This is a genomic window from Actinoplanes octamycinicus (assembly GCF_014205225.1).
In the GTDB taxonomy this organism is placed as follows: Bacteria; Actinomycetota; Actinomycetes; order Mycobacteriales; family Micromonosporaceae; genus Actinoplanes; species Actinoplanes octamycinicus.
The window spans coordinates 7,314,764-7,337,918 of the sequence record NZ_JACHNB010000001.1 but is presented as its reverse complement, the minus strand read 5'-3'; the positions used below and the strand labels follow the sequence as shown (position 1 = coordinate 7,337,918).

Below are 23,155 nucleotides of genomic sequence, written 5' to 3'. Positions count from 1 at the left end.
GGGTGAGAGTCGCGTCGCCGGTCCCCGCGAGCGGAAGGCGAGGCCCAACTCGGCGAGTGCCCGCGACCCTGACGCTGGCAGCTCCGGGGACGTCGGAGACGATCGAAGTACTGCATGCCGCGCTGCTGGCCCTCGACCGGGGCCCGTACCGCGACGTAGGTGAGTGAACGCCGGATGTCATGCTCGACGTGCGCGAGAGCCGTCCACAATGGCCTTGACGGTCGTGGGTTCAGGCGGAGTTGCCTGCCTCGATGAGCGCCCCGCGGTCGCACCGAGAACCCGAGCGCGCATATTCACGCCGGCCATGCTGGTCACGTGGAAGGGTGGTTGACATGACGAACCCGGTTGCGGGCTCGGCTCCGACGAGCGGGCGGGATTGGTGGTCGGTAGGGACCGTGCTCGGCGCGAACGGCGTTCTCATGGCGGTGCTCCTCGCGCAAGCCATGAACGCACGTGGCAACTTGTTCCCGTTCTTCGTCATGCTCGAGCCGGAGGGACTGAGCGCCCTCGCGCTCGGACTTGCCGTGGCGCTGCTGATCGCGGGGCGTCAGCGCGCGACAGCCCGGCCGCCCGTCGCCGGGGTCGGTCGGGGGATCGTGGCCGCCGCGCTCGGTTGGGTAGTCGCGTTCGGGCTGGTCTACGCCGCGTCGATGATCGTCTTCTGGTCCACAGCCAGTTAGGTCTGGCCCGCTGCGGGGAAACGACGATGAGCGCGGGCTGAGCAGACACCTTCTCGGGTCCCGTCGACGCCGCCGCTCACCGTCTGCACGCCGCTGATGGACCAGGTCGTGTCGATGTACAGGCGCGCCTCCCAGGAGGGCGTCGGGCGGTTGTCGCAGAAACCCAGGAACGGGAACTGCCGATACCCGATCTCGACCACGAAAGAGCCGGCGCTGTCGCTCATCACGGCCGGTCGGGAGCCGGGATGCGCCTGGCGAACTCCGCGACGCCGTCGCCGCTGAGCTCGGCCAGGGCGACTCGGCGGCCGGTCAGGGCCAGCATCACCGCCTCCGCCGGGCCGCGCACCGCCGGGCCGCTGCCCCACGACCAGCCCACGTCGGTGGCCTCGAACCGCAGGCCGGCCGGGCGGCGCCGGGGCACGAACCCCACCGCGCGCCCGCCGACCAAGAAGTCCAGCGACACCCGCAGCCGGTCCGGCCGCAGGTCGTGCGGCAGCCCCAGCGGCCGGCGGATGTCCTGCCCGTGCACCTGCAGGTCGGTCAGCTGCCCCGGATATCCGACGATCGGCGGGCAGAACGGGTCCTCCGCGTGCTCGCGCAGCATCGCCGCGAGCTCACCGGCGGGACGCTCGGCCATCTTCGCGGCCAGCTGCGCGTTCGCCCGGTGGAGACGGAAGCCGTTGCGTACCAGAAGCAGGAAAGCCGACCCGTTGGCGCCCGCGACCGCCGCGACGAGATGGCCCATGACCTGCTTGACCGTCCACGCGCCGCACAGGCTCGGCGTCCGCAACTGCTCGGTGTCCAACGACTCGACCAGATCGGCCGTCCGCCGGCGCTCCTCGGCGATCATCTCCCTGACGTCCACACCGGAAACCCTAAACGGGATGATCCAGATCGGCCTCCCCGGCGAGCCACGCGCGCACCCGCGACGTGTGCTCGCCGAGCGCGGGCGGCGGCGCGGGCGCGGCGACCGACCCCGACCCGTAGCGGACCGGGTGCCGGATCTGCCCGTCGACCACCGGGTCCAGACCCAGGTCGGCGGCCCGGGACAGGGCCTCGCCGATGTCCCGGACCACCCCGGCGGCCACCCCGGCCGCGGTCAGCCGTTCCTCCCAGACCGCCGCCGCGTCCTCGGCGAGCGCCGCCTCCAGCAACCCGGCCAGCGCCTCCCGGTGTGCGACCCGCGACGGGTTGTCGGCGAACCGGGGATCCGCCGCCAGCCCCGGCACCCCGAGCACCGCGCACAGCCGGGCGAACTGCCGGTCGTTCCCGCAGGCCACCGCGATCGGCCCGTCCGCGCAGCGCAGCGTCTCGTAGGGCGCGATGGACGGATGCCGGTTGCCCATCCGGCCCGGCGCCACCCCGGTCGCCAGGTAACCGGACGCCTGGTTGACCAGCCCACCCAGCAGGCTCGACATCAGGTCGACCTGGACGTGGTCACCGAGCCCGGTGGCCCGCCGCCGGTGCAGCGCCGCCAGGATCCCGATCGTGGCGTCCTTCGCGGTCAGCACGTCGACCAGCGCCACCCCGACCTTGAGCGGCTCCCCGCCGGCCTCCCCGGTGATGCTCATCAGCCCGCCGACCGCCTGCACCAGGAAGTCGTAGCCGGGCAGCTCCGCGTCCGCCCCGAACCCGGTGATCGAGCAATACACCACGCCCGGATTGGCCGCCGCCACCGATTCATAGTCAAGATCGAAACGGGTCAGCTTCAGGTTCTGTACGACGACATCCGCGCGCGCCGCCAATTCGCGGGCCGTCGCCCGGTCGTCGGGGTCGGCGAAGTCCAGCGCGATGCTGTACTTGCTCCGGTTCAGCCCCTCGAAATACGACGACGAGCGCGCGCCCCACGGCGGCCCCCACGACCGGGTGTCGTCGCCGGTCCCCGGCCGCTCCACCTTCACCACCGTCGCACCCAGGTCGGCGAGTGTCATGGTGGCCAGCGGACCGGCGAGCACCCGGCTGAGATCCGCCACCACCAGCCCGGCCAGCGGCCCGCTCACCGGCGCACCCCCGAGAAGCGCCGATGCCGTGGCCGCCAAGAGCTTTCCGGTACGTCCATGGTCACCATTGCACCGCATGCCGGCCGTGGTGACCGGCGTGGCTCACCGCAGCGCCGCGACGGCTGCCATCTCCTCGGCGGTCAGCGGACCACGGTCCTCGGCCGCCAGGCACTCCGCCAGCTCGGTGCGGTTCTTCACGCCCAGCACCACCGTGGCCACGCCGAGGACGCTCAGCGCGTACCGGTGGGCGAGCGCGGCCGGCGTCTCGCCCAGGCCTGCGGCGAGCTTGCGGAACGGCTCGGCCCGGACGAAGTCGGCGCCCACCGGATCGTCGGCCGGCACCGCGCGGTCCAGCCCCGAGGTGAGCGCCCCGGCCGCCACCGCCCGGATGCCGATCACCGCGACGTCGTCGGCGTTCGCCTCCCGCCGGATCCGGTCGTTGGACGGCGGCGTGCCGTGGAACGCCGCGTTCCCGCCGTCCAGGTCCATCGCATTGACGATGACCTGCGCCGCGTCCGGGCGGGGCGTGTCCCGCATGGCCGCGAAGACGGTGTCCGGATGCACCACCGCGGTGATCCCCCAGGCGCGGATCAGGCCCTCGTCGCGCAGCCGCTCGAACTCCGGGACGATCTGCTGCCGGTAGGTGCGCCAGCCGGTCGTCCACGGCTTCGGCGGCAGCGCGTCGTCCGGCCGCAGGTGCGTGTGCAGCAGGAGCAGGTCCAGGTGGCCGCGGCCGAGCCGGTCCAGACTGTCCCGCAGACTGCCCCGGATCCGCCCGGCGACGTCGCCGTCCTGGTCACCCGGCAGCTGCACCTTCGACGTGATCAGCACGTCCGGCGCGGGCCGTTCCCGCAGCACGTCGCCGACGACCCGCTCGGCCTCGGCCCCCTCGCCGTAGCTGGGCGCCAGGTCCAGCATGGTGACCCCAGCGTCCAGCGCGGCGTGCACGGTGGCCGCCGCCTCGGCCCGGTCGGTGCTGCCCCACACCCCGCCGATGCCGCCCCCGCCCAGCGCCAGCGCACTGACCCGGCCCAGCCGCCCGAACTCCCGATATTCCACCGTCGTCCCCTCCAGCCCGTTCTCAGAGCCGACCGTAGAACCTGGAGCGCGCTCCAGATCAACCCCGCGAGCCCACCTCCCCGCCTCACAACCGCCGGCCCCGGCCCGATGGCCCGATCGCACCCTTGGGCCCGCGCACCCTCCGGCCGTGGCGCGCGGGCGCGCGGCTCAGCGAAAGCACGGTGTCCAGGAGCAACGCGCCACCCTGCGCTGGGTCGCGGCCGACGGGCTTGTTCGCGGTCGGTGCTGGGACTGGCGGGTGCTCAGGCGGTCGCGGCCGTCACCCGGCCGCTCCGTTGGCGGCGCGGCACGGCCGGGCGATCATCGTCTCGGCCAGCGGGTGCCCTGACTGATCGGCTGTGCGGCGGTCGTGCGGGTCAGGATCCACTGCCAGCCACCGCCGGAGAGGTAGAGGCTGTCACCGGCGGCCGCGGCGACGAGGTTGTGCCAGACCCCGTCGGTGAAGAGCTGCCGCGCGAAGATCAACGGTCCGTGCCAGCCGGTCAGCTCGAAGATCACCTGGCCCACGGTGAAGACGGCCGGCGCGTTCGTCCTGGTGCAGACGCCGACCTTGCCACGCAGCCGGAAGGAGTACTCCCCGGCGCCGGCGGGCCGTCCGACCCGCCACGCCCATTCGCCGTCGAGCATGCCCGACCACCCCCTTCCGCCCGGAACGTACCGCGAGCCCTTCCGGAACGGGACGCCTGGACGGCCGACATCCATCGATGATCCGCTCTGCGTTCCGGCCGCGTGATCATGCCGCTTCCGCAAGTCCCGCTGCTCGACCAGTCCGCTGCCCGGCCCAGCGGCTTCCTTCAAGGGCGACGCCTTGCCGCCCGCTCCGGATCCGGATTGCCGGCGCGCGGCGCGGTACGGGCTGGCGTCCAGGGGTGTCTCGCGGACCGGGAGACACCCCTGGACGCCAGCCCGGGCAGGGATCATCCGCTGGGCATGAGGACCCGTGCGGGGTCGTCGGCGACGGTGGCGGGATGGACGCGATTCTGGGATCACTGACCGAGGCGGAGTTGGCGCTGGTTCGCGAGGCGGACCCGGCGCGCCTGGCGAAACTCGACGAGGACGCCCTGATCGACCTGCACGACCGGGTGCGGCGGGCCCGGAACAAGCAGGTCAAGAACTATCGGCGGCGCGCCGCGAGCCGGGTCGAGGAGACCGGCGGGCGCGGCAAGGCGTACGCCCGGAACACCCGCCGCCGGGCCAAGGCTGAGGTCTTCGAGGAACTGCTGTCCACGGTGAGCACCCGGCTCGCGGTCCTGGCCCTGGAGAGCGCCGAGGCGTTGCGCGCGGAAAGGCTGGCCGAGGAGGCGAAGAACAGGGCCAACCGGCCGGCCCCGCCCGCGCCGAAGGCGAAGAAGCTGACCGCCCAGCGCGAGGACCGCCGCCCGGACAGTCCGGACCGCCGCAAACGCCACGCCTCCACCCGGGCCACCGGCGCCCGTCGCCAGGCCCGCCGGGACAGCCGCTGACGGAGGCGTACCGAAATCCCGCCGGGTGTCATCCGTGCGGTGGAGGTGGGGTGCCTACCGGCCGCACCTCGATCGGGTTGTCGATCCGGCCGGTGTGACCGATACATCGAGGCCAGCCGGGCGGCCGGCAAAGCCGTCATGATCCTCGATGTGGTCGGGTGACAAACCGGGCACCGCGGCGGCCGGTCGATTGATTACAGTGACCGCATGGCTGGCGATTCGGATGACATCGGTCGATTGAACACCTCCCGTCGGTACAACCAGTGGCTCGGCGGGAAAGATCATTACGCGGCGGACCGGGAGTCGACAGCCACCATCCTGACCGCGCTGCCGAGCGTGGTGGTGGCCGCCCGCGAGGCCCGGGCCATGCTGCTGCGCGCGGTCCGGCATCTGGTCGGCGAGCTGGGCATCCGGCAGATCCTGGACATCGGCGCCGGGCAGCCGATAACGCCGAACGTGCACGAGGTCGCCCAGGAGCTGGACCCGGCCTGCCGGGTGGTCTACGTCGACAACGACCCGCTGGTCGGCGTCCACCACCGCGGCACCGTGGTGAGCACCCCGGAGGGTGCCGCCGAGTTCGTCGACGGTGACCTGCTCGACACCGAGAAGGTGCTGGTCGGCGCCGGCGCGGTGCTGGACCTCGAGGAGCCGGTGGCGGTGCTGCTCAGCAGCGTGCTGCACCTGATCGAGGACGACGAGCAGGCCTGCGCCGCGGTCCGCACACTGACCGGCGCGCTCGCCCCGGGCAGCTACCTGGTGATCGTGCACGGCACCTTCGACACGCTGCCGGCCGAGGTGCGGGAGAAGGCGCAGGCGCTGATCGACGGCCGTCAGCACGGCTCCTACCGGGCGCGCAGCCGGGCCGAGGTGGCCGTCTTCGTCGAGGGGCTGGAGCTGGTCGAGCCGGGCATGGTGTCCAGCGTCGAGTGGCGGCCCGGTCCGGATGTCGTGACAAGCGTCACCGATGCCATGTGCTACGCCGTAGTGGGACGTGTGCCCTGATCACCGGCCTGGCATGCTGTGCCGATGCTTTCAGCTCTGCGCTCCGTGACCAGGCGCCGGGAGGCGGCGATCCCGCCGGTCCTGCGCCGGTGGTGGCGGCCCGGCCTCGGGATCGTGGTCACCGTCGCCATCCTGGTCACCCTGCGTGATCAGCTGCCGGATCTCGGTTCGCTGCTGACCGTCTGGCGGGAGCTGGACCTGGGCTGGGCGGCCGCCGCGGTGATCGCCGGGTTCGTGTCGCAGGTGGCCTTCGCCGAGCAGCAGCGGCTCCTGCTGGCCGGCCTGGACGTGCGGCTGCCGCGGGACAGCGCGATCGCGCTGACCGTCAGCGGCGCCGCGGTGAGCATGGCCGTCCCGGCAGGCGCGGCGGTCGCGACCGCTTTCACCTTCCGGACCTTCCGGCGGTACGGCGCCAGCACCCCGGTGGCCACCGCCGTCACCGTGGTCTCCGGCGTCGTGTCGATGCTGAGCCTCGCCCTGCTGTACGCGTTCGGCTGGCTGATCAGTTCCGACCTGGAGACCGTCCCGTGGCGCCCGGCGGTGATCGCCGCCGGTGTGGCGGTCGCCGGTTACCTGGGCTGGCGGTTCCGGTCCGCGTTCGCCCCGTCACCGGGTTCGCGGCTGGCCCGGATCGCCGCCGCGGCCGCCCGGACCACCGCCGAGATGGCCGCCATCCCGGCCCGCCGGTGGGTGTCGATCTTCGCGGCCGGCGCGGCCAAGTGGGTCCTCGACCTGTTCTGCCTGGCCGCGGCGGCGACCGCCTGTCACGCCACGCTCGGCTGGTGGCGGATCGCGGTGATCTACCTGGGCATCCAGATCGTCCGGCAGATCCCGCTGACCCCGGGCGGCACCGGCCTGATCGAGGTGGTGATGCTGGCCGCGCTGGTCGCCGCCGGCTGCAGCCATCCGGCCGCGGCCGCGATCGTGGTCCTCTACCGGCTGATCACCATGTGGCTGGTGCTGCTGATGGGCGTCCCGGCGTACCTGTGGCTGCGCCGCGACCTGCGGGCCGGCTGACGGCTCAGTCCCGGTCGACGACCGGGCGGGTCCCGCGGATGGCGTCCGCCACCTCGCACACGTCGTCCGGCCGGTAGACGAGCCGCCGGAAGGACTCCATGTCGGACCGGTAGACGGCCGCCCGCGGCAGGAAGGTCTGGTGGGCGACCTGCCAGACGTCGGCGAGCCCGGCCACGTCCTCGGCGGGCACGTCCCAGAAGTCGGCCACCTGGGCGGTCGTCCACCAGCTCTCGACCGAGACGTAGGCCTTGACGAGGACTTTCTCCATGGTGACCGGCACCTCGGCCGGGTCGAGCAGCTCGGCCAGCCACTCCGTCAGCCGCGGCGCGGACGACCGGCCCAGCGGGGAGTGTTCGTCCGCCTCGCACCGGATGTCCCCGTCGCCGGTGCTCAGCACGACCGCGATGCCGACCTGCCGGCCCAGCTTGTGCCGCTCCTCGACGACGATCCGGGACACCGTGTCCAGCGGCAGCTCCCGCTGTCGCCAGCCGCGGGTCAGCACCAGGCTCCGCGGCCGCAGGTCGACGCGCCGCACCGCGCGGAGGTCGCTCACCACCATCGCCGTCAGGAACAGCGCCGCCACCAGGGCCGCCAGCGCGAGGATCACCCGGATCCCCTGCCAGACCCCGGCGGACCCGACGATGAACCCCACCGCCGGCAGCACGAAGAGGGCCAGCACGGCCGCGAGGTAGCCGGCACACCCCAGCGAGCCGAGGAACCGGCCGACCGCGGCGCCCCACAGGCTCGGCACGAACACCAGGCGCCAGCCGTCAGCCGTCTGCCGCACCCCATCCGCCGGACTCACCCGCATACGGCACACGGTAACGCCACCGACCCAAAAGGATCAGTCACCAGGACGTCAGCACCAGGTGGTTGACAACCAGCGCGGTCACTGCCTGCAGGATCAGCCAGCCGCGCCGGTCGCGGACCGGGAGCAGGGCCGCGGCGGCCGGCAGCCAGACCGCGAACGGCAGCCAGATCCGCTCGGTCTCGGCCTTGCTCAGCCCGGACAGATCGGCGGCCAGGACCGCGCCGGCCGCGCCGAGGCAGAGCAGCACCGCCGGGGTCCGGGTGGCGACCACCGCGGCCGCGGCGCGGCGCAGCATCGCGGCGGTGACCGGTCCGGCACAGACGGCCAGGGCCGCCAGATTCCCCCAGATCCAGTACGCGTACGGCCGGGAGCTCGCCAGTCCTTGGTAATACCGCACCTGGACCAGGTGGTAGCCGTCCCACCAGGCGAAGCCGAGCAGGGTCATCGCGGCCACCACGATGCCGGCGCCGAGCCCCGCCCAGCCGAGCAGCGGGAACCGCCGCCACCGCAGCACGAGCACCGCCGCCGCCGGCAGGGCGAGCAGCACCAGGCCGTAGGAGAGATATCCGGCGGCGGCCAGCCCGGCCCCACCGGCGACCAGGCACCACCGCGACGGCCGGGACAGCCCGATCGCGAGCAGCGCCAGCGCCCCCGCGCCCACCCCGGCGAACAGCGCGTCGGCCGACACCCCGGCCCACACCGCGCCCGGGAAGAGCACCAGGAACGGCAGCGCCGCCCGGGCCGCCGGCTCGTCGCCGAGCGCCCGCAGCGCCACCGCCACCGCGACCACCGCCCCGCCCCAGGCCAGCACGCAGAGCAGCGCCGCCCAGCCGCCCCCGCCGAGGCCGAGCCGGTCCAGGCCGACGAAGACCAGCAGGGCGCCGGGCGGGTGCCCGGCCACGTGCACCGCCCAGTTGTCCGGCGCGTCGAGCAGGATCCGGCCGGTGAAGCCGCGCAGCATGGCCGGCACGTCGGTCACCCCGGGCACCTCGGCCAGGTACTCGAACTCGGTGGTCAACCGGCCGGTCACGCCGCGCTGCCAGCCGTCCACCAAGGCCAGCGCGAACGTCCAGGCGACCGCCGCCGCCCAGGCCGCGGCCAGCAGCCGCCGCCACGGCAGCCGCCCGGCCAGCTCCGGCCCCCAGCGGATCACCGCCCAGGCGGTCAGCACGGCGAGCGGGGTGCCGGGGCCGGCGTGCGGCAGGACATGGCCGAAGATCGGGGCGGCCGGCGCGCGGACCGGCCGGTCCAGCCAGCCGAGCGCGGCGCCGGTCAGCACCGCCGCCGCGACCAGGCCTAGCACCGCGATCAGCGCCCACCGGTCGGCCCGCGACGACGGCCAGGACAGCCGCGGCCGGGCGGTCAGCCGCGCAGCGGCACGCACGCGAACTCCCGCAGCCCGGTCTCCGGCCGCACCGCCGCCCGGAACCCCAGCTCGGCGGCGGCCCGGGCGGGCGAGGCCACCACGTGCCGGACGTCGCCGAGCCGGAACTGCCCGGTGACCACCGGCGGCAGCCCGCCGAACGCGTCCGCCAGCACGGCCGCCATCGCGCCCACGGTGGTCGGCCGGCCGGAGGCGACGTTGTACGCCCGGAAGCCCGGCCCGGCGGCCAGCGCCAGCACGTTCGCCGCCGCGACGTCGCTGACGTGCACGAAGTCGCGCCGCTGCGCCCCGTCCTCGAAGACCCGCGGCGCCCGGCCGCCCTCCAGCGCCGACCGGAACATCGCCGCCACCCCGCTGTACGGGGTGTCCCGCGGCATCCCCGGGCCGTACACGTTGTGGTAGCGCAGCGCGGCCACCGCGCCGTCACACTCGCGCGCCCAGACCGCGGCCAGGTGCTCCTGGGCCACCTTGGTCGCCGCGTAGACGCTGCGCGGGTCGACCGGCGCGTCCTCGCCGACCAGCCCGGGCGCCAGGGGTTCGCCGCAGCTTGGGCAGGCCGGCTCGAACCGGCCGGCGGCCAGGTCGGCCACCTCGCGCGGCGCCGGCCGGACCGGGCCGTGCCGCTCGCACCGGTACGCACCCTCCCCGTAGACCACCATCGAGCTGGCCAGCACCAGCCGCCGGACGCCGGCCCCGCCCATCGCGGCCAGCAGCACCGCGGTGCCCAGGTCGTTGCAGCCGACGTAGTCCGGCAGGTCGTCCGGCCCGGCGCCGAGCCCGACCAGCGCGGCCTGGTGCACCACCGCGTCGACGCCGCGCAGCGCGGCCCCCACCGCGTCCCGGTCGCGCACGTCGGCCCGGTGCAGCACCGCTCCGTCGGGCACCTCGGGCGGCCCGGTGTGCGCCGCCGGATGGCCGCAGTCCAGCACGGACACGTCGTGGCCGGCGGCCAGCAGCGCGGTGGTCACATGGGTGCCGATGAAACCGGCGCCGCCGGTCACGAGGATGTGCGTCACGACAGCGACCGTAGGGCCGATCCGGCGCCCCGGGAGCGCCGCGCGTCGATCCGTCAGCGGTTCGTAAGAACTGCCGGCGACGTCCCGAGTTCGTAAGATTTACCGGCTCTGAGCAGGGCTAACTTTCCGGCCATGACCGATGTGGTGCTGCCCTGCCTGAACGAGGCCGCCGCCCTGCCGTGGCTGCTGGACCGGATGCCGCCCGGCTACCGGCCGATCCTGGCCGACAACGGCTCGACCGACGGATCGCCCGCCATCGCCCGCCGGCACGGCGCCCGGGTGATCGACGTGCCGGACCGGGGGTACGGCGCCGCCGTGCACGCCGGCCTGCTGGCCGCCGACCCGGACGACGGGGTGGTGTGCGTGCTGGACGCCGACGGCTCGTTCGACCCGGCCGACCTGCCGCGCCTGGCCGGCCCGGTCCGGGACGGCGAGGCCGACCTGGTCTGCGGCCGCCGCCGGCCGGCCACCCGGCGCGCCTGGCCGGTGCACGCGCGGCTCGGCAACGCGGTGCTGGCCCACCGGATCCGCAGCGACACCGGCCTGCCGGTGCACGACATCGCGCCGATCCGGGCCGCCCGCCGCGACGCGCTGCTCGCCCTCGACCTGCGCGACCGGCGCTTCGGATACCCGCTGGAGCTGCTGCTCGGCGCGGCCCGGGCCGGCTGGCGGGTGCGGGAGCTGGACGTCACCTACCACCCGCGGGCGGCCGGCACCCGGTCCAAGGTGACCGGCACGGTCCGCGGCACCCTGCGCGCCGTCGCCGACATGCGGGCGGTGCTGGCCCGATGATCCAGCTCCTGGTGATGGCCAAGGCGCCGGTGCCCGGGCGGGTGAAGACCCGGCTCTGTCCACCGTGCACGCCGGAACAGGCGGCGGCGATCGCGGCCGCCGCCCTCGCCGACACGCTGCGGGCCGGCACGGCGGTCGCGGCCGTCCGGCACACGCTGGTGCTCGACGGCGACCATCCGGCACCGCCCGGATGGACGACGGTGCCGCAGCGCGGGGACGGGCTGGGGGAGCGGCTGGCGCACGCGTTCGCCGACACCGCGCTGCCCGGCGTCCCGGCGCTGCTGATCGGCATGGACACCCCGCAGCTGACCGGAGACCTGCTGTCCGCCGCGGCCGGCGCGTTGTGCCGGGACGGCGCGGTGCTCGGGCCGGCGCTCGACGGCGGCTGGTGGGCGCTCGGCCTGAGCGACCCGGCCGACGCGGCGGTGCTGGCCGGGGTGCCGATGTCCACCGCGCGCACCGGCCGGTTGACCCGGGAGGCGCTGTTCGGCCGGGGTGTCCGCCCGACCCTGCTGGCGCCGCTGCGCGACGTGGATACGATGGCCGACGCCACCGCGGTCGCCGCCGGTTGCCCGGCCGGTGCCCGGTTCCCGGCCGCGGTCGCCGCCGTGGCCGCCGGAGTCGTCGCGTGACCGCGCCGGCCGTGGTCTGCCCGGCGGCGCTGGCCATCTACGACCGGGCGCTGACCCGCGCGGCGGCCGGGGCCCGGAGCCCGCTGATCCTGCGCGGCGACAGCGGCCGGGAGACCCGGGTCGACGCCGGCGCCTGGTGCGACGACCACCGGCCCGGCGACACCGGCCTGCTGGACCGGTGCCGGGGCGCCACCCTGGACGTCGGCTGCGGGCCGGGCCGGCTCACCGCCGCGCTGCTGCGCCTCGGCCGGGCCGCGCTCGGCATCGACGTCAGCGCGGCGGCGGTCCGGCTGGCCCGGGCGCGCGGCGCGACCGCGCTGCGCCGGGACGTGTTCGCGCCGCTGCCCGGGCAGGGCCGGTGGGAACACCTGCTGCTCGCCGACGGCAACCTCGGCATCGGCGGCGACCCGGCCGCGCTGCTGCGCCGCTGCCGGGAACTGCTCGCCCGGACCGGCCGGGCGCACGTCGAGGTGGAACCGCCCGGCGGCGGCAGCTGGGCGGGCGTCGCCACCCTGCACGCCGGCCGCGACCAGCCGGGCGCGCCGCTGCGCTGGGCGCAGGTGGCCGCCGACGACCTGGACGCCCTGGCGCGGTCGGCGGGCCTGCGCACCGAAGCGACCTGGACCGAGGAGGGACGATGGTTCGCCACCCTGCGACCCGGCTCCGACGGGCCCTGACCTGGCTCGGCGAGCCGTGGCCGGCACCACCGGACCGGCTCCGGCGGGGGCCGCTGCGCCCGGACGCCTTCCGGTCGCCGCTTCGCTCCACCCGGCTCACCGCCCAGCTCGGCATCGCGCTCGGGCTCGCCTTCGGCGTCTGCTTCGGCACCGGGCTGCTCAGCCACCTGATCCAGCACCCGCCCGGCTGGTTCTGGTGGCCGTCCCGCCCGGCCGGCCTCTACCGGGTCACCCAGGGCGTGCACGTGGCGACCGGCCTGGCGACCGTGCCGCTGCTCGGCGCCAAGCTGTGGTCGGTCTATCCGCGGCTGTTCGCCTGGCCGCCGCTGCGGAGCCCGGCGCACGCCGCCGAGCGCCTGTCGGTCCTGGTGCTGGTCGGCGCGGCGCTGTTCCAGGTGGTCGGCGGCGTGTTCAACGTCGCCCGGTGGTACGCGCCGATGCCGTTCTTCTTCACCACCGCGCACTACCGGGTGGCCTGGGTGGCGGCCGGCGCGCTGCTGATCCACATCGGTGTCCAGCTGCCCGCGATCCGGCACGCCCCGGACGGTCCCGGCCGCCGCCGGGTGCTGCTCGCGGTGGCAGCCGCGGCCGGGCTGGTCACGCTGAGCACTATCGGTCAGACGGTGCGGCCGCTCGCCCCGGTCTCGCTGCTCGCGCCGCGCCGGCCGGGCGACGGGCCGCAGGGCGTGCCGGTGAACAAGACGGCGGCCGGCGCCGGGGTCCGCGACGCCGCGCTCGACCCCGGGTACCGGCTGACCGTGGCCGCCCCCGGCCGGACCGTCGAGCTGAGCCTGGCCGACCTCGCCGCCCTGCCGCAGCACACCACGGTTCTCGCCGTCGCCTGCGTGGAGGGCTGGAGCTCGACCGGCACCTGGACCGGCGTCCGGCTGCGCGACCTGGTCGCCCTGGTCGGCGCGGACCCGGCGGCGTGCATCGTCCAGGTCGAGTCGTTGCAGGCCGGCGGCCGGTACCGGAGCTCCGAGGTGGCCACGCCGCACCTCACCGACGAGCGGACCCTGGTCGCGCTCCGGCTCGGCGGCGAACCCCTGGCGCTCGACCACGGCTACCCGGCCCGGCTGATCGCGCCGAACCGGCCCGGCGTGCTGCAGACCAAATGGCTCAGCCGGATCACCGTGCGGGGCGCGTGATGAGACGTTCGCTGATCGGCGCCGGGCTACTGCTTTTCGGGTACGGCGTGAGCGGGCTGCTCACCGACGCTCCCGGGGATCTGCTCGGCGTGGTCGTCTTCGGTCTCGTGGTGCTGGTGCTGCACGACGCCGTGCTGCTGCCGCTGGTCCTGGCCGGCGGGGAGCTGATCCGCCGCACGGTGCCGGAACGGTGCCGGACGGCGGTGCGGTCGGTCGCGGTCAGCACGCTGGCACTCACCGTGATCGCGGTGCCGCTGGCGCTCGGACCGGGGCTGCGGCCGTACGGAAAAAGCCTGGTCCTGGTCGTGGTGGTGGTGACCGTGACGGTGCTAGCGGGCCGTAAGGGAATCGAAAGGCTCTCCGCCGGGCACCGGCGGCGGCGACCCGGATAGCCTGCCAGGGTGACCCATCAGGTGCTGGTCGTCGACGACGACCCGACGGTGAGCGACGTCGTGCGCCGCTACCTCGAACAGGACGGCTGCCGGGTGCGACTGGCCTCCGACGGCCTCGCCGCGCTCGCCGCCGTCGACGCCGAACGGCCCGACCTGGTCGTGCTCGACCTGATGCTCGGCGGCCTCGACGGCCTCGAGGTCTGCCGCCGGTTGCAGCGCGACCAGCCCGGGCTGCCGGTGGTGATGCTGACCGCGCTCGGCGAGGAGAGCGACCGGGTGCTTGGCCTGGAGGTCGGCGCCGACGACTACGTGACGAAACCGTTCAGCCCGCGGGAGCTGACCCTGCGGGTGCGGTCGGTGCTGCGCCGCACCGCCCCGGCCGCGCCCGCCCGGCCCGCCCTGCTGCGCGACGGCGACCTGGTCGCCGACACCGGCCGGCGCACCGCCGAGCTGGCCGGGCAGCCCCTCGCGCTGACCGTCCGCGAGTTCGACCTGCTGGAGTTCCTGCTGCGGCACCCGGCCCGCGCGTTCTCCCGCGCCGAGCTGCTGGAGAAGGTGTGGGGCTGGCGGTTCGGCGACCAGTCCACGGTCACCGTCCACGTGCGCCGGCTGCGCGAGAAGATCGAGGCCGACCCGGCCGCTCCGGCCCGGCTGGTCACCGTCTGGGGCGTCGGCTACCGCTACGAGCCGCGTGCCGATGCGTGACATCCTGCTGATCGGCGCCTACTCGCTGGCCGCCGGCACCCTCGTCGGACTGTGCGGGTGGCTGGTGCTGCGGCTGCTGCGCGGCCGGTCGATCACCGTGCACGTGTGCGTGCTGCTGGCCATCACGGTCACCGCGGTGGTTGCCGGCGTCACCACGGTGGCCCGGGCGATGTTCCTGTCCGCGCACGACATGCAGGTCGTGCTGGTCACCGTGGCCGCGTCGGCGGTGGTCAGCCTGGCCCTGGGCATCGTCTTCGGGCGCCGGCTCGCCGCCGCCGCGATGTGGGCGGCCGAGGCCCGCGAGCAGGAGCGGCGGATGGAGGCCGGTCGCCGCGACCTGGTCGCCTGGGTGTCGCACGACCTGCGCACCCCGCTCGCCGGGCTGCGCGCGATGACCGAGGCGCTGCAGGACGGCGTGGTCGCCGACCCGGCCGGCGTGGCCGAATACCATCGCCGGATCCGGACCGAGACCGACCGGATGAGCGGCCTGGTCGACGACCTGTTCGAGCTGTCCCGGATCCATGCCGGGGCGCTCCGGCTCATCCCGGCCGACCTGCCGCTCGGCGACATCGTCTCGGACGCGGTCGCCGCGGTCGCCCCGCTCGCCCGCGGGCGCGGGATCACCCTGACCGCGACCGGCGACGAGTGGCCGGTGGTGACCGGCGGAGCCGCCGAGCTGAACCGGATCGTGAGCAACCTGCTGACCAACTCGGTGCGCTACACCCCACCGAACGGGACCGTGCACATCGAGGCCGGCCGGGACACCGGCGAGGTGTGGCTCGCCGTCTCGGACAGCTGCGGCGGCATCCCGGAGGACGACCTGCCCCGGGTGTTCGACATCGCGTTCCGCGGCAGCCGGGCCCGCACCCCGGACGGCGGCGCGGGCGGCGGGCTCGGGCTGGCGATCGTGCGCGGGCTGGTCGAGGCGCACGGCGGCCGGGTCCGGGCCGGCAACATCCGGGGCGGCTGCCGCTTCGAGGTGCGGCTGCCCGCTCAGCCGGTGGCGAGCGCCACGCGCAGCGCACCGTCACGGTAGGCGGCGCCCGCCTCGGCCGCGGTCATCCGGCCGGCCGCCACCTGCTGCCCGGCCGCGTGCCCGAGCGCGATGATCGCGGTGACCAGCCACGACTCGGAGTGCCGGGTGTCGAACACCCCCGCCCGCCGGCCCCGCCGCAGCAGCTCCACCAGGCGCGCGGTGACCGGCTCGTGCTGGGCCGCCTGGTCACCGGCCGGCGCCGCCCCGGCCAGGGCCGGGCTGAGCAGCACCGGATAGCGGTCGACGATGCTCCAGCTCGCGGTGAGCCAGCGCCGCAGCGCCTCGTCCGGGGCCGGGCCGCTCAGGTCCAGGCCGTCCAGCAAACGCGCGGTCTCCGCGGTGAGGTGCTCGACGACGGCGGTGAGCAGCGCGGCGCGGGACCCGAAATGGGCGTAGACGGTCTGCCGGACCACCCCGGCCGCCGCGGCGACGTCCTCGACGCTCGCGTCCGGTCGCCGGCCGAGCACGGTGATCGCCGCGTCGAGCACGGCGGCGCGGCTGCGCTCGCCGTCCAGGCGGGGCTTGCGGGGTACGGCGGGCATGGGCTTATCTTAGACACAGGTGTCAGAGATAAGGCGGTGGCGCTGTGCACTCCACACCCGGGACCGACCTGACCGGTTACCTGATCCGCTATCCCGATGAGTTGACCTTCGGCGACGACGACCCGGCCGCCGTCTTCGACCGCTACCACACCGGCGACTTCGTGCTCCGCAACGACGGCCTGCCGCTGGACCGGGAGCGGCTGCTCGCGCACGTCCGGGCCGCCCGGCGCAACGCCGCCGAGGTGCACGTGGAGGTGCACGACGCGCTGGTGACGCCGGGGCGGGTGGCCGCTCGGTACACGATGACGGCGGTGATGCGGCGCGGCCGGGTGATCACCACGGAGATCTGCATGTTCGGTGAGCTGGCCGCCGACGGCCGCCTGCGCCGGGCCGACCAGCTCACCCGCGACGTCTCACCGGCCGCTGCCTGACCGCGCGGTCTCGCCGCGGCCTGACCGCGCGCCGGCTTCCCTTCGCGGCAGCATTCACATTCAGGATTTTCCGGATCGGGAAATAGTGCGTTTTGGCAGGTGACCATGGATAGGTGAACGTCGTGTTCGCGTTTGCTCCGGGGGCGGTGGGGCGATAGGCAGAGGGAATGCGAATTCTGGTCACCGGGGGAACCGGAAATGTCGGCAGGCTGGTCGTCGAGCGTTTGGCGCGGGTCGATGTGGAAGTGCGCGTGCTCAGCCGGCGACCGGGCGGCGGTCCGGCCGGGGTGGAAATGGTCCGGGGTGACCTCGCCGACCCGGATTCTCTGCTCCCGGCCCTGCGATCCGTCGACCGGATGTACCTGTTCCCGTGCCCGCGGACCGCTGCCGAAGTCGTCCGTCTCGCCGAGCGTGCCGGGGTCCGCCGGATCGTGACGCTCTCCTCCGGGGCGGTGACCACCGGGTACGACACCGACTTCCACCTGCCGGTGGAACGGGCCGTCGAGGCGTCCGGGACGGAGTGGACGCATCTGCGGCCGGCCGAGTTCATGCTGAACGACCTGTGGCTGTGGGGTCCGACGATCCGGGCCGAACGGGCGGTCTACGAGCCGTTCCCGGAGCGGACCGGGCGGCCGGTGCACGAGCGGGACGTGGCCGAGGTGGCGGTCGCCGCGCTGCTCGGTGCCGGGCACTCGGGGCGGGCGTACACGATCTACGGCCCGGCGGTGCTCAGCCGCCGTGAGCAGGTGCGGGCGATCGCCGCGGCGATCGGCGAGGAGATCCGGTTCGAAGCGGTGACTCCGGCCCGGGCCCGGGAGTTGTACCTGGCGCAGGGCGGGTTCGCGGCCGCCTCCGCCAACTTCCTGACCGGCTTCCAGCCCTACTCGGCCGGGTCACCCGACTCGCCGCCGGCGTCCGACTCCGCGCCGGGGTCCGATCCCGCGCCGGGGTCCGATCCCGCGCCGGGGTCCGATCCTGCGCCGGCTGCTCCCGCGCCCGGCCCAGGGTCCGCTGCGGGGCAGGGGATGCCGACGGCTCGGGACGTGACCGGGCGGCCGGCGCGGACCTTCGCGGAATGGGCTCGCGATCATGCCATGGATTTCGCGGCGGAGAGCGATAGGTTCGGATCATGACGTATCCGCCGCCGCTGTATCACGGGGAGACGGGCGAGGTCTCGGCGACCCATCGGCCCGCTGACAGCAAGCCCGAACTCGTCTATCCGAACGGCACCAGAATCCACTATCTGTCCACCGGCGAGTCGACCGGCGGACTCTTCGGCCTTTACCGCTGGGAGTGCGGACCCGGCGTGACCGGCCCCGAGCCGCATTTCCACCGCTCCCTGGCCGAGTCGTTCTACATTCTCACCGGCGTCATGAACATCTATGACGGCAGTCGATGGATCACCGCCGAGCCCGGCGACTGGGTGCACGTCCCGCCGGGCGGCATCCACGCCTTCAAGAACAAGTCCGGCGAGCCCGCCTCGATGCTGCTGCACTTCTCCCCGGGCGCCCCGCGCGAGGGCTACTTCGAGGGCCTGGCCCACCTCGACGAGATGACCGACGACGAGCGCACCGAGTTCTACCTCAAGCACGACAACCTCTGGGTGTGAGGTGCCGGCGGCAGCCCGGGCCTGAGCGCCGCTGACGGATCATCGGAGGGTGACCTTCTCCCTCGCTGTGCCGCCGCTGTTCGCCGCCCTGGACGGGGCCCGCAGCGTGCTGCTCGCCGGGGCCGGCGGCGGCTTCGACGTCTACGCCGCGCTGCCGCTGGCCGTCGCGCTGTGGGACCGCGGCGTTCCGGCGCACCTGGCGAACCTGTCCTTCACCCCGATGGAGACGCTGGACCTGGACGCGTGGCTGGCGCCTGACGTGGCCCTGATCGGCCCGGCCACCCACGGGCCGGAGGAGTACTTCCCGGAGCGCACCCTGGCCCGCTGGCTGGCCGGCCACGGTCTGCCTGCGGCGGTGTACGCCTTCGCCCGGACCGGCGTGCGACCGTTGCGGGCCGCCTACCAGCACCTGGCCGACCGGCTCGGGGTCGACGCGATCGTGCTGGTCGACGGCGGGACCGACATCCTGATGCGCGGCGACGAGACCGGCCTCGGCACCCCCGAGGAGGACCTCACCAGCCTGGCCGCGGTCGCCGGCCTGGACGTGCCGGTGAAGCTGGTGACCTGCCTGGGCTTCGGCATCGACGCCTACCACGGGGTGGTGCACAGCCAGGTCCTGGAGAACCTCGCCGCGCTCGACCGGGACGGCGGCTACCTCGGCGTGTTGTCCCTGCCCGGGGCGAGCCGGGAGGCGGTGCTGTACCGCGACGCGGTGGCGGACGCGCACCGGGCCACCCCGATCCGGCCCAGCATCGTGCAGGGCCAGATCGCCGCGGCGACCACGGGAGCCTTCGGCGACGTCCAGTTCACCAGCCGGACCGCCGGCAGCACGCTCTTCGTCAACCCGCTGATGGCCGCCTACTTCACCGTCGACCTGGCGACGCTCGCCGCCCGCTGTCTCTACCTCGACCGGATCGAGCAGACCGACGACATGGTGCAGGTGGCGGCCCGGATCGCCGCCTTCCGGCAGGAGATCACCGTCCGGCCGCCGACCGCCTTCCCGCACTGAGGCGGGTCTCTCCTCAGCGGACTCTCAGGACGGGCGATGAACGATCTTGGCGTGATGGACATCGTCGTCGTGCTGGGTTCGATCGTTCTGGTGGGGAGCCGGTGGCTGCCGTCGGGTGCGCGCCGCCGGGTTGCTCTCGCCGCGGCCGCAGTGGTCGCGGTCGGGGCCGCCCTGAGCCTGCCGGGGATGCGCTGGTACCTGCTGCCGGTGCTGGCGGCCGACCTGCTCGTCGGGGTCGGAGCCGGGGTGGCCTGGCTGCTGCGCCGCCGTGCCGGGCGGGGCGAGTGGCGGGCCCGCTGGTGGCTGGCCCTGCCCGGGTCGGTGCTGTGCCTCGCGCTGATCGCGGTGGGCGTGGGTGCGGCCTGGGCGCTGCCGGTGCCGGAGTTCCCGCAGCCGTCCGGGCCGTCCGCGGTCGGCACCACCGTGCAGCAGTGGACCGATGCCGGCCGGGACGGGCGCGTCGTGGTGGCGCAGCTCTGGTATCCGGCGCAGCCGATCCCCTCCGGCACCCAGCGGGCGCAGTACCTCGGCCGCACCCGGCAGGAGGCGGACATCGTGGCCGCGGCGGAGGCCGGCTACCTGGGAGCGCCGGCCTTCCTGCTGGACGGGGCGGTGCGCTCGCGCAGCCACGCGGCGTTCGACGCGGCGCCGGCCGCCGGCCGCTTCCCGGTCGTCCTGTTCTCGCCCGGGCTCGGCGGCGTGCGCACCCAGAACACCGCCTGGGCCGAGGACCTGGCCAGTCGCGGTTACGTAGTGGCCGGTGTCGACCATCCGTACGACTCGGCCGCGGTCGTGCTGGCCGACGGCAGCACCGTCCGGACCCGGGTCGCCGCCAGCGGGAACGCGGCCGAGGACGACCGGCGGCGGGCGGGCTGGGTCGACGTGCGGGCCGCCGACCTCAGCTTCGTGCTCACCCGGCTGGGCGAGCTCACCGGGCCGCTGGCCGGGCGGCTCGACACCGGGCGGGTGGCGGCGACCGGTCACTCCGTCGGCGGGGCGGCCGCGATGCGCGCCGCCGGGCGGGATCCGCGGTTCACCGCCGTGATCAACCTCGACGGTGGGCCGGACCCGGACCAGGGTCCGCTGCGTCAGCCGGTGCTCGCCCTCACGCACCCGATCGAGAGCAAGGCCGACACCGAATATCTCGCGCTGCTGTCCGGGATCCTGGAGCGCGGAGCCGCGACCAGTTACCGGCTCACGGTGCGGGACAGCGCCCATCTCAGCTTCACCGACGCTCCGCTCTACCTGCCGCCGGTTCCGGCGCTGGTGGGTTCGCTCGGCCGTACCGAAAGTGTGCGGATGTCGGCCGCGACCTGTGCCGCCTTCCTCGACGCGACGCTGCGCGGCCTGTCGGTCGACGTTCCGGCGGCCCTGGCGCGCTACGGTGACCTGCGGGTGAACCCACCCGCGACCGGCCTCAAGTAGGCGCCCCCGGAAGGACATCCATGCGTCCGCACTTCGCCGAGCTCGGCTGGGCACCCACCCACATCGGCGAGATCAGCCTGCGCCGGCGCCTGGAGCCGACCACCAGGACCGAGGTGTACGAGGTCAAGCTCGGCGACGAGTACCTGATGTCGAGCCTGTTCACCGTCGCCGAGGAGGAGCTGTCCCGGCTGGGCCTGGCCGCCCTGCCGGACCGGCCCTGCGACGTGGTGGTCGGTGGTCTCGGCCTCGGCTACACCGCCCTCGCGGCGCTGGCCGACGACCGGGTCCGCTCGCTGACCGTGGTCGAGGCGCTGGCCCCGGTGATCGACTGGCACCGCCGTGAGCTGCTGCCGGACGCGCACGGTCTCACCACCGACCCGCGCGCCACGATGCTGCACGGCGACTTCTTCGCGCTGCTGCGCGACGGCGCCGGCTTCGACCCGGCGGATCCGGGGCGCCGCTTCGACGCCGTCCTGGTCGACATCGACCACTCGCCGGTCAACGTCCTGGACCCCACGCACGCCGACCTCTACACGCCGGCCGGTCTGCGCCGTCTCGGCGACCGCCTGCGTCCGGGCGGGGTGTTCGGCCTGTGGTCCGACGACGCCCCGGACGAGCCCTTCCTGACGGTGCTGCGCGAGTGTTTCGCCACGGCCGACGCGCACGTGGTCAGCTTCGCCAACCCGCTGACCGGCGGCCGCTCCGCCAACACCGTCTACGTGGCGACCACCGCCGGCTGAGCAGCGGGCAGCGGCGGCATCAGCCTCGACCCGGCGATCCGCGATCTGCCCGCGCCGCTCCCGGCGTTGTGCCATGGTGGGGGCGGGATCAGACTTTTGTGGGGAGTCGCTGGTGGGTGACCGGTTGCATACCGGAATCGGGGGATTGGACGAGATTCTCCACGGTGGCTTGCTGAAGCAGCGGGCGTACCTGGTGCGGGGCGGGCCGGGTACCGGCAAGACGACGGTGGGCCTGCACTTCCTCACCCAGGGCGTAGTGGCTGGTGAAGCGACGTTGTTCATTAACCAGGGTGAGCCTGAGGACGAGGTGCGGGCCAACGCGGCGTCGATCGGCCTGGACCTGGCCGGCGTCACCTTCCTCGATCTCGCCCCCTCGGGCACGCTGTTCGCGGAGGGGCAGTCCTACGACATCTTCCACCCGGCTGAGGTGGAACTCGAGCCGACCACGCAGGCGATCATCGAAGCCGTCCGGCAGGCGCAGCCCAGCAGGGTGTTCCTCGACGTGATGACCCAGCTGCGGTACCTGTCCCTGGACCAGACCCATTTCCGCCGCCAGGCGCTGTCGCTGTTGCGGTTCCTGGTCTCGTCCGGTGCGACGGTCCTGTTCGTGTCGGAGAGCCAGGACGCCAACGGCGACGCGGATCTGCAGTTCATGTCCGACGGCGTGATCCACATGGACAATCGTTCCGGACTGCGGACCATCATGGTGTCGAAGTTCCGTGGATCGGAATTCGCCGGAGGTGGCCACACACTGAGCATCGACGCGGACGGCATGCACGTCTATCCGCGCTTGATGCCGCAGGACCACGGCAAGCCGTTCGTCGCCGAAACGATCTCCTCGGGAGTTCCCGAGATCGACGAACTGATGGCGGGCGGCATCGAGCGCGGCACCGTCACCATCTTGTCGGGGCCGAGCGGAGTGGGAAAGACGACGCTGGGCCTGCAGTTCATGAAGGAGGCTGCGGGGCGCGGCGAACGCTCGGTGATCTACAGTTTCGAGGAGGGTGCCGAGGCGCTCGCGCACCGCTCCCACCTGGTGAACATCCCGATCGCGAAGATGATCGCGACGGGCGCCCTGTCCCTGGTGCAGATCGAGCCGCTGCGCTACACCGCCGACCAGTTCGGCCACATGGTGCGCGACGAGGTCGAGCAGGCCGATGCCCGAATCGTCATGATCGACAGCATCTCGGGCTTCGGGATGTGCATGCGTGAGGACGATCCGCAGACATATCTGCACGCCTTGGCCAAATACCTGCGCAACATGGGCGTCACCACGATACTGATCAACGAGACGACCAATATCACCGGAGACTTCCGCGCGACCGACAACGAGATCAGCTATCTCGCCGACAACATCGTCTATCTCCGGTACATCGAGATCCGCGGCGAACTGCGCAAGGTCATGGGCGTGCTGAAGAAACGGATGAGCGACTTCGAGAAAACCATGCGGGAATTCGAGATCACCCGGTACGGCGTCAAGGTGGGCGCCGCGCTGACCAACATGCGCGGCATCCTGCAGGGCACGCCGACCCTGCTCGAATAGCACCGTTCGCACCGCCGGTCG

General features: G+C 74.0%; 27 protein-coding genes. 18 read left to right on the top strand and 9 right to left on the bottom strand.

What is annotated here, in order from left to right; all coding sequences use genetic code 11:
* The first annotated feature begins 332 nt into the window (after positions 1-332).
* A complete protein-coding gene (locus tag BJY16_RS32950; RefSeq protein WP_185043460.1) occupies positions 333-680 on the top strand; it encodes a hypothetical protein in 348 nt (115 codons plus the stop codon).
* Here the strand turns inward: BJY16_RS32950 and BJY16_RS32945 are convergent.
* The 5 genes from BJY16_RS32945 to BJY16_RS32925 all read right to left on the bottom strand — a co-directional run bounded on the left by BJY16_RS32945 (position 677) and on the right by BJY16_RS32925 (position 4,387).
* Entirely contained in the window at positions 677-904 is a 228-nt protein-coding gene (locus BJY16_RS32945) for a hypothetical protein (RefSeq protein ID WP_185043459.1), read from the bottom strand. The two genes, BJY16_RS32950 and BJY16_RS32945, sit on opposite strands and share 4 nt — an antisense overlap.
* On the bottom strand, positions 904-1,545 hold the full coding sequence (locus BJY16_RS32940; RefSeq protein ID WP_185043458.1) for a maleylpyruvate isomerase family mycothiol-dependent enzyme: 642 nt from the start codon (positions 1,543-1,545) through the stop codon (positions 904-906). Before BJY16_RS32940 ends, BJY16_RS32945 begins: the two co-directional genes overlap by 1 nt.
* A 10-nt stretch (positions 1,546-1,555) precedes the next feature.
* On the bottom strand, positions 1,556-2,680 hold the full coding sequence (locus BJY16_RS32935) for a CaiB/BaiF CoA transferase family protein (RefSeq protein ID WP_203759164.1): 1,125 nt from the start codon (positions 2,678-2,680) through the stop codon (positions 1,556-1,558).
* A 102-nt stretch (positions 2,681-2,782) separates the two neighbouring features.
* Positions 2,783-3,739, bottom strand: a complete 957-nt coding sequence (locus tag BJY16_RS32930) for an aldo/keto reductase (RefSeq protein ID WP_185043456.1) — start codon at positions 3,737-3,739, stop codon at positions 2,783-2,785.
* A gap of 321 nt (positions 3,740-4,060) precedes the next feature.
* Positions 4,061-4,387, bottom strand: a complete 327-nt coding sequence (locus BJY16_RS32925) for a hypothetical protein (protein WP_185043455.1) — start codon at positions 4,385-4,387, stop codon at positions 4,061-4,063.
* 341 nt (positions 4,388-4,728) lie between these two features.
* On the opposite strand from BJY16_RS32925, the gene BJY16_RS32920 reads away from it, so the two are divergent.
* The 3 genes from BJY16_RS32920 (at position 4,729) to BJY16_RS32910 (ending at position 7,242) form a co-directional block, all read left to right on the top strand.
* Positions 4,729-5,223, top strand: a complete 495-nt coding sequence (locus BJY16_RS32920) for a hypothetical protein (RefSeq protein WP_185043454.1) — start codon at positions 4,729-4,731, stop codon at positions 5,221-5,223.
* Between the two features lie 207 nt (positions 5,224-5,430).
* Entirely contained in the window at positions 5,431-6,225 is a 795-nt protein-coding gene (locus BJY16_RS32915; protein ID WP_185043453.1) for an SAM-dependent methyltransferase, read from the top strand.
* Between the two features lie 24 nt (positions 6,226-6,249).
* Positions 6,250-7,242, top strand: a complete 993-nt coding sequence (locus BJY16_RS32910; RefSeq protein ID WP_185043452.1) for a lysylphosphatidylglycerol synthase transmembrane domain-containing protein — start codon at positions 6,250-6,252, stop codon at positions 7,240-7,242.
* A gap of 4 nt (positions 7,243-7,246) precedes the next feature.
* On the opposite strand, the gene BJY16_RS32905 is transcribed toward BJY16_RS32910, so the two are convergent.
* Genes BJY16_RS32905 through BJY16_RS32895 form a run of 3 tightly spaced genes read right to left on the bottom strand, consistent with a single transcriptional unit; the run spans position 7,247 to position 10,453 of the window.
* Positions 7,247-8,047 (bottom strand): hypothetical protein, encoded by an 801-nt coding sequence (locus tag BJY16_RS32905; RefSeq protein WP_185043451.1) that lies wholly within the window; start codon positions 8,045-8,047, stop codon positions 7,247-7,249.
* 43 nt (positions 8,048-8,090) lie between these two features.
* A complete protein-coding gene (locus tag BJY16_RS32900; RefSeq protein ID WP_185043450.1) occupies positions 8,091-9,437 on the bottom strand; it encodes a hypothetical protein in 1,347 nt (448 codons plus the stop codon).
* Positions 9,416-10,453: an NAD-dependent epimerase/dehydratase family protein gene (locus BJY16_RS32895; protein WP_239177818.1), complete on the bottom strand. Its 1,038-nt coding sequence runs from the start codon at positions 10,451-10,453 to the stop codon at positions 9,416-9,418. The genes BJY16_RS32900 and BJY16_RS32895 overlap by 22 nt, the downstream gene beginning before the upstream one ends.
* Positions 10,454-10,585: 132 nt before the next feature.
* Here BJY16_RS32895 and BJY16_RS32890 point away from each other — a divergent pair, with 132 nt between their 5' ends.
* The 7 genes from BJY16_RS32890 to BJY16_RS32865 are packed head-to-tail and all read left to right on the top strand — an operon-like array spanning position 10,586 to position 15,835.
* The gene (locus BJY16_RS32890) at positions 10,586-11,245 is read left to right on the top strand and encodes a glycosyltransferase family 2 protein (RefSeq protein WP_185043449.1); all 660 of its coding nucleotides are present in this window, start codon (positions 10,586-10,588) and stop codon (positions 11,243-11,245) included.
* Positions 11,242-11,877, top strand: coding sequence for a TIGR04282 family arsenosugar biosynthesis glycosyltransferase (locus BJY16_RS47745; RefSeq protein WP_239177820.1), 636 nt, complete (start codon positions 11,242-11,244; stop codon positions 11,875-11,877). Before BJY16_RS32890 ends, BJY16_RS47745 begins: the two co-directional genes overlap by 4 nt.
* Complete coding sequence (locus BJY16_RS47740; RefSeq protein WP_239177822.1) at positions 11,874-12,554, top strand: methyltransferase domain-containing protein; 681 nt, start codon at positions 11,874-11,876, stop codon at positions 12,552-12,554. The genes BJY16_RS47745 and BJY16_RS47740 overlap by 4 nt, the downstream gene beginning before the upstream one ends.
* Positions 12,515-13,702 (top strand): molybdopterin-dependent oxidoreductase, encoded by a 1,188-nt coding sequence (locus BJY16_RS32880; RefSeq protein WP_185043447.1) that lies wholly within the window; start codon positions 12,515-12,517, stop codon positions 13,700-13,702. Before BJY16_RS47740 ends, BJY16_RS32880 begins: the two co-directional genes overlap by 40 nt.
* A complete protein-coding gene (locus tag BJY16_RS32875; protein WP_185043446.1) occupies positions 13,702-14,094 on the top strand; it encodes a hypothetical protein in 393 nt (130 codons plus the stop codon). Before BJY16_RS32880 ends, BJY16_RS32875 begins: the two co-directional genes overlap by 1 nt.
* Before the next feature lie 9 nt (positions 14,095-14,103).
* Positions 14,104-14,799: a response regulator transcription factor gene (locus BJY16_RS32870; RefSeq protein WP_185043445.1), complete on the top strand. Its 696-nt coding sequence runs from the start codon at positions 14,104-14,106 to the stop codon at positions 14,797-14,799.
* On the top strand, positions 14,792-15,835 hold the full coding sequence (locus tag BJY16_RS32865; protein ID WP_185043444.1) for a sensor histidine kinase: 1,044 nt from the start codon (positions 14,792-14,794) through the stop codon (positions 15,833-15,835). Before BJY16_RS32870 ends, BJY16_RS32865 begins: the two co-directional genes overlap by 8 nt.
* Here the strand turns inward: BJY16_RS32865 and BJY16_RS32860 are convergent.
* On the bottom strand, positions 15,793-16,377 hold the full coding sequence (locus tag BJY16_RS32860) for a TetR/AcrR family transcriptional regulator (RefSeq protein WP_185043443.1): 585 nt from the start codon (positions 16,375-16,377) through the stop codon (positions 15,793-15,795). The genes BJY16_RS32865 and BJY16_RS32860 overlap by 43 nt on opposite strands.
* Positions 16,378-16,421: 44 nt before the next feature.
* On the opposite strand from BJY16_RS32860, the gene BJY16_RS32855 reads away from it, so the two are divergent.
* From BJY16_RS32855 to BJY16_RS32825, 7 genes are all read left to right on the top strand, one after another.
* Positions 16,422-16,808: a nuclear transport factor 2 family protein gene (locus BJY16_RS32855; protein ID WP_185043442.1), complete on the top strand. Its 387-nt coding sequence runs from the start codon at positions 16,422-16,424 to the stop codon at positions 16,806-16,808.
* 167 nt (positions 16,809-16,975) lie between these two features.
* Positions 16,976-17,941, top strand: coding sequence for an SDR family oxidoreductase (locus tag BJY16_RS32850; protein WP_185043441.1), 966 nt, complete (start codon positions 16,976-16,978; stop codon positions 17,939-17,941).
* Complete coding sequence (locus tag BJY16_RS32845) at positions 17,938-18,417, top strand: cupin domain-containing protein (RefSeq protein ID WP_185043440.1); 480 nt, start codon at positions 17,938-17,940, stop codon at positions 18,415-18,417. The genes BJY16_RS32850 and BJY16_RS32845 overlap by 4 nt, the downstream gene beginning before the upstream one ends.
* Before the next feature lie 49 nt (positions 18,418-18,466).
* Complete coding sequence (locus BJY16_RS32840; RefSeq protein ID WP_185043439.1) at positions 18,467-19,426, top strand: DUF1152 domain-containing protein; 960 nt, start codon at positions 18,467-18,469, stop codon at positions 19,424-19,426.
* Between the two features lie 36 nt (positions 19,427-19,462).
* Entirely contained in the window at positions 19,463-20,851 is a 1,389-nt protein-coding gene (locus BJY16_RS32835) for an alpha/beta hydrolase family protein (RefSeq protein ID WP_185043438.1), read from the top strand.
* A gap of 20 nt (positions 20,852-20,871) precedes the next feature.
* A complete protein-coding gene (locus BJY16_RS32830) occupies positions 20,872-21,591 on the top strand; it encodes a polyamine aminopropyltransferase (RefSeq protein ID WP_185043437.1) in 720 nt (239 codons plus the stop codon).
* A gap of 112 nt (positions 21,592-21,703) precedes the next feature.
* Positions 21,704-23,134 (top strand): ATPase domain-containing protein, encoded by a 1,431-nt coding sequence (locus tag BJY16_RS32825; protein ID WP_203759166.1) that lies wholly within the window; start codon positions 21,704-21,706, stop codon positions 23,132-23,134.
* Positions 23,135-23,155: the final 21 nt, after the last annotated feature.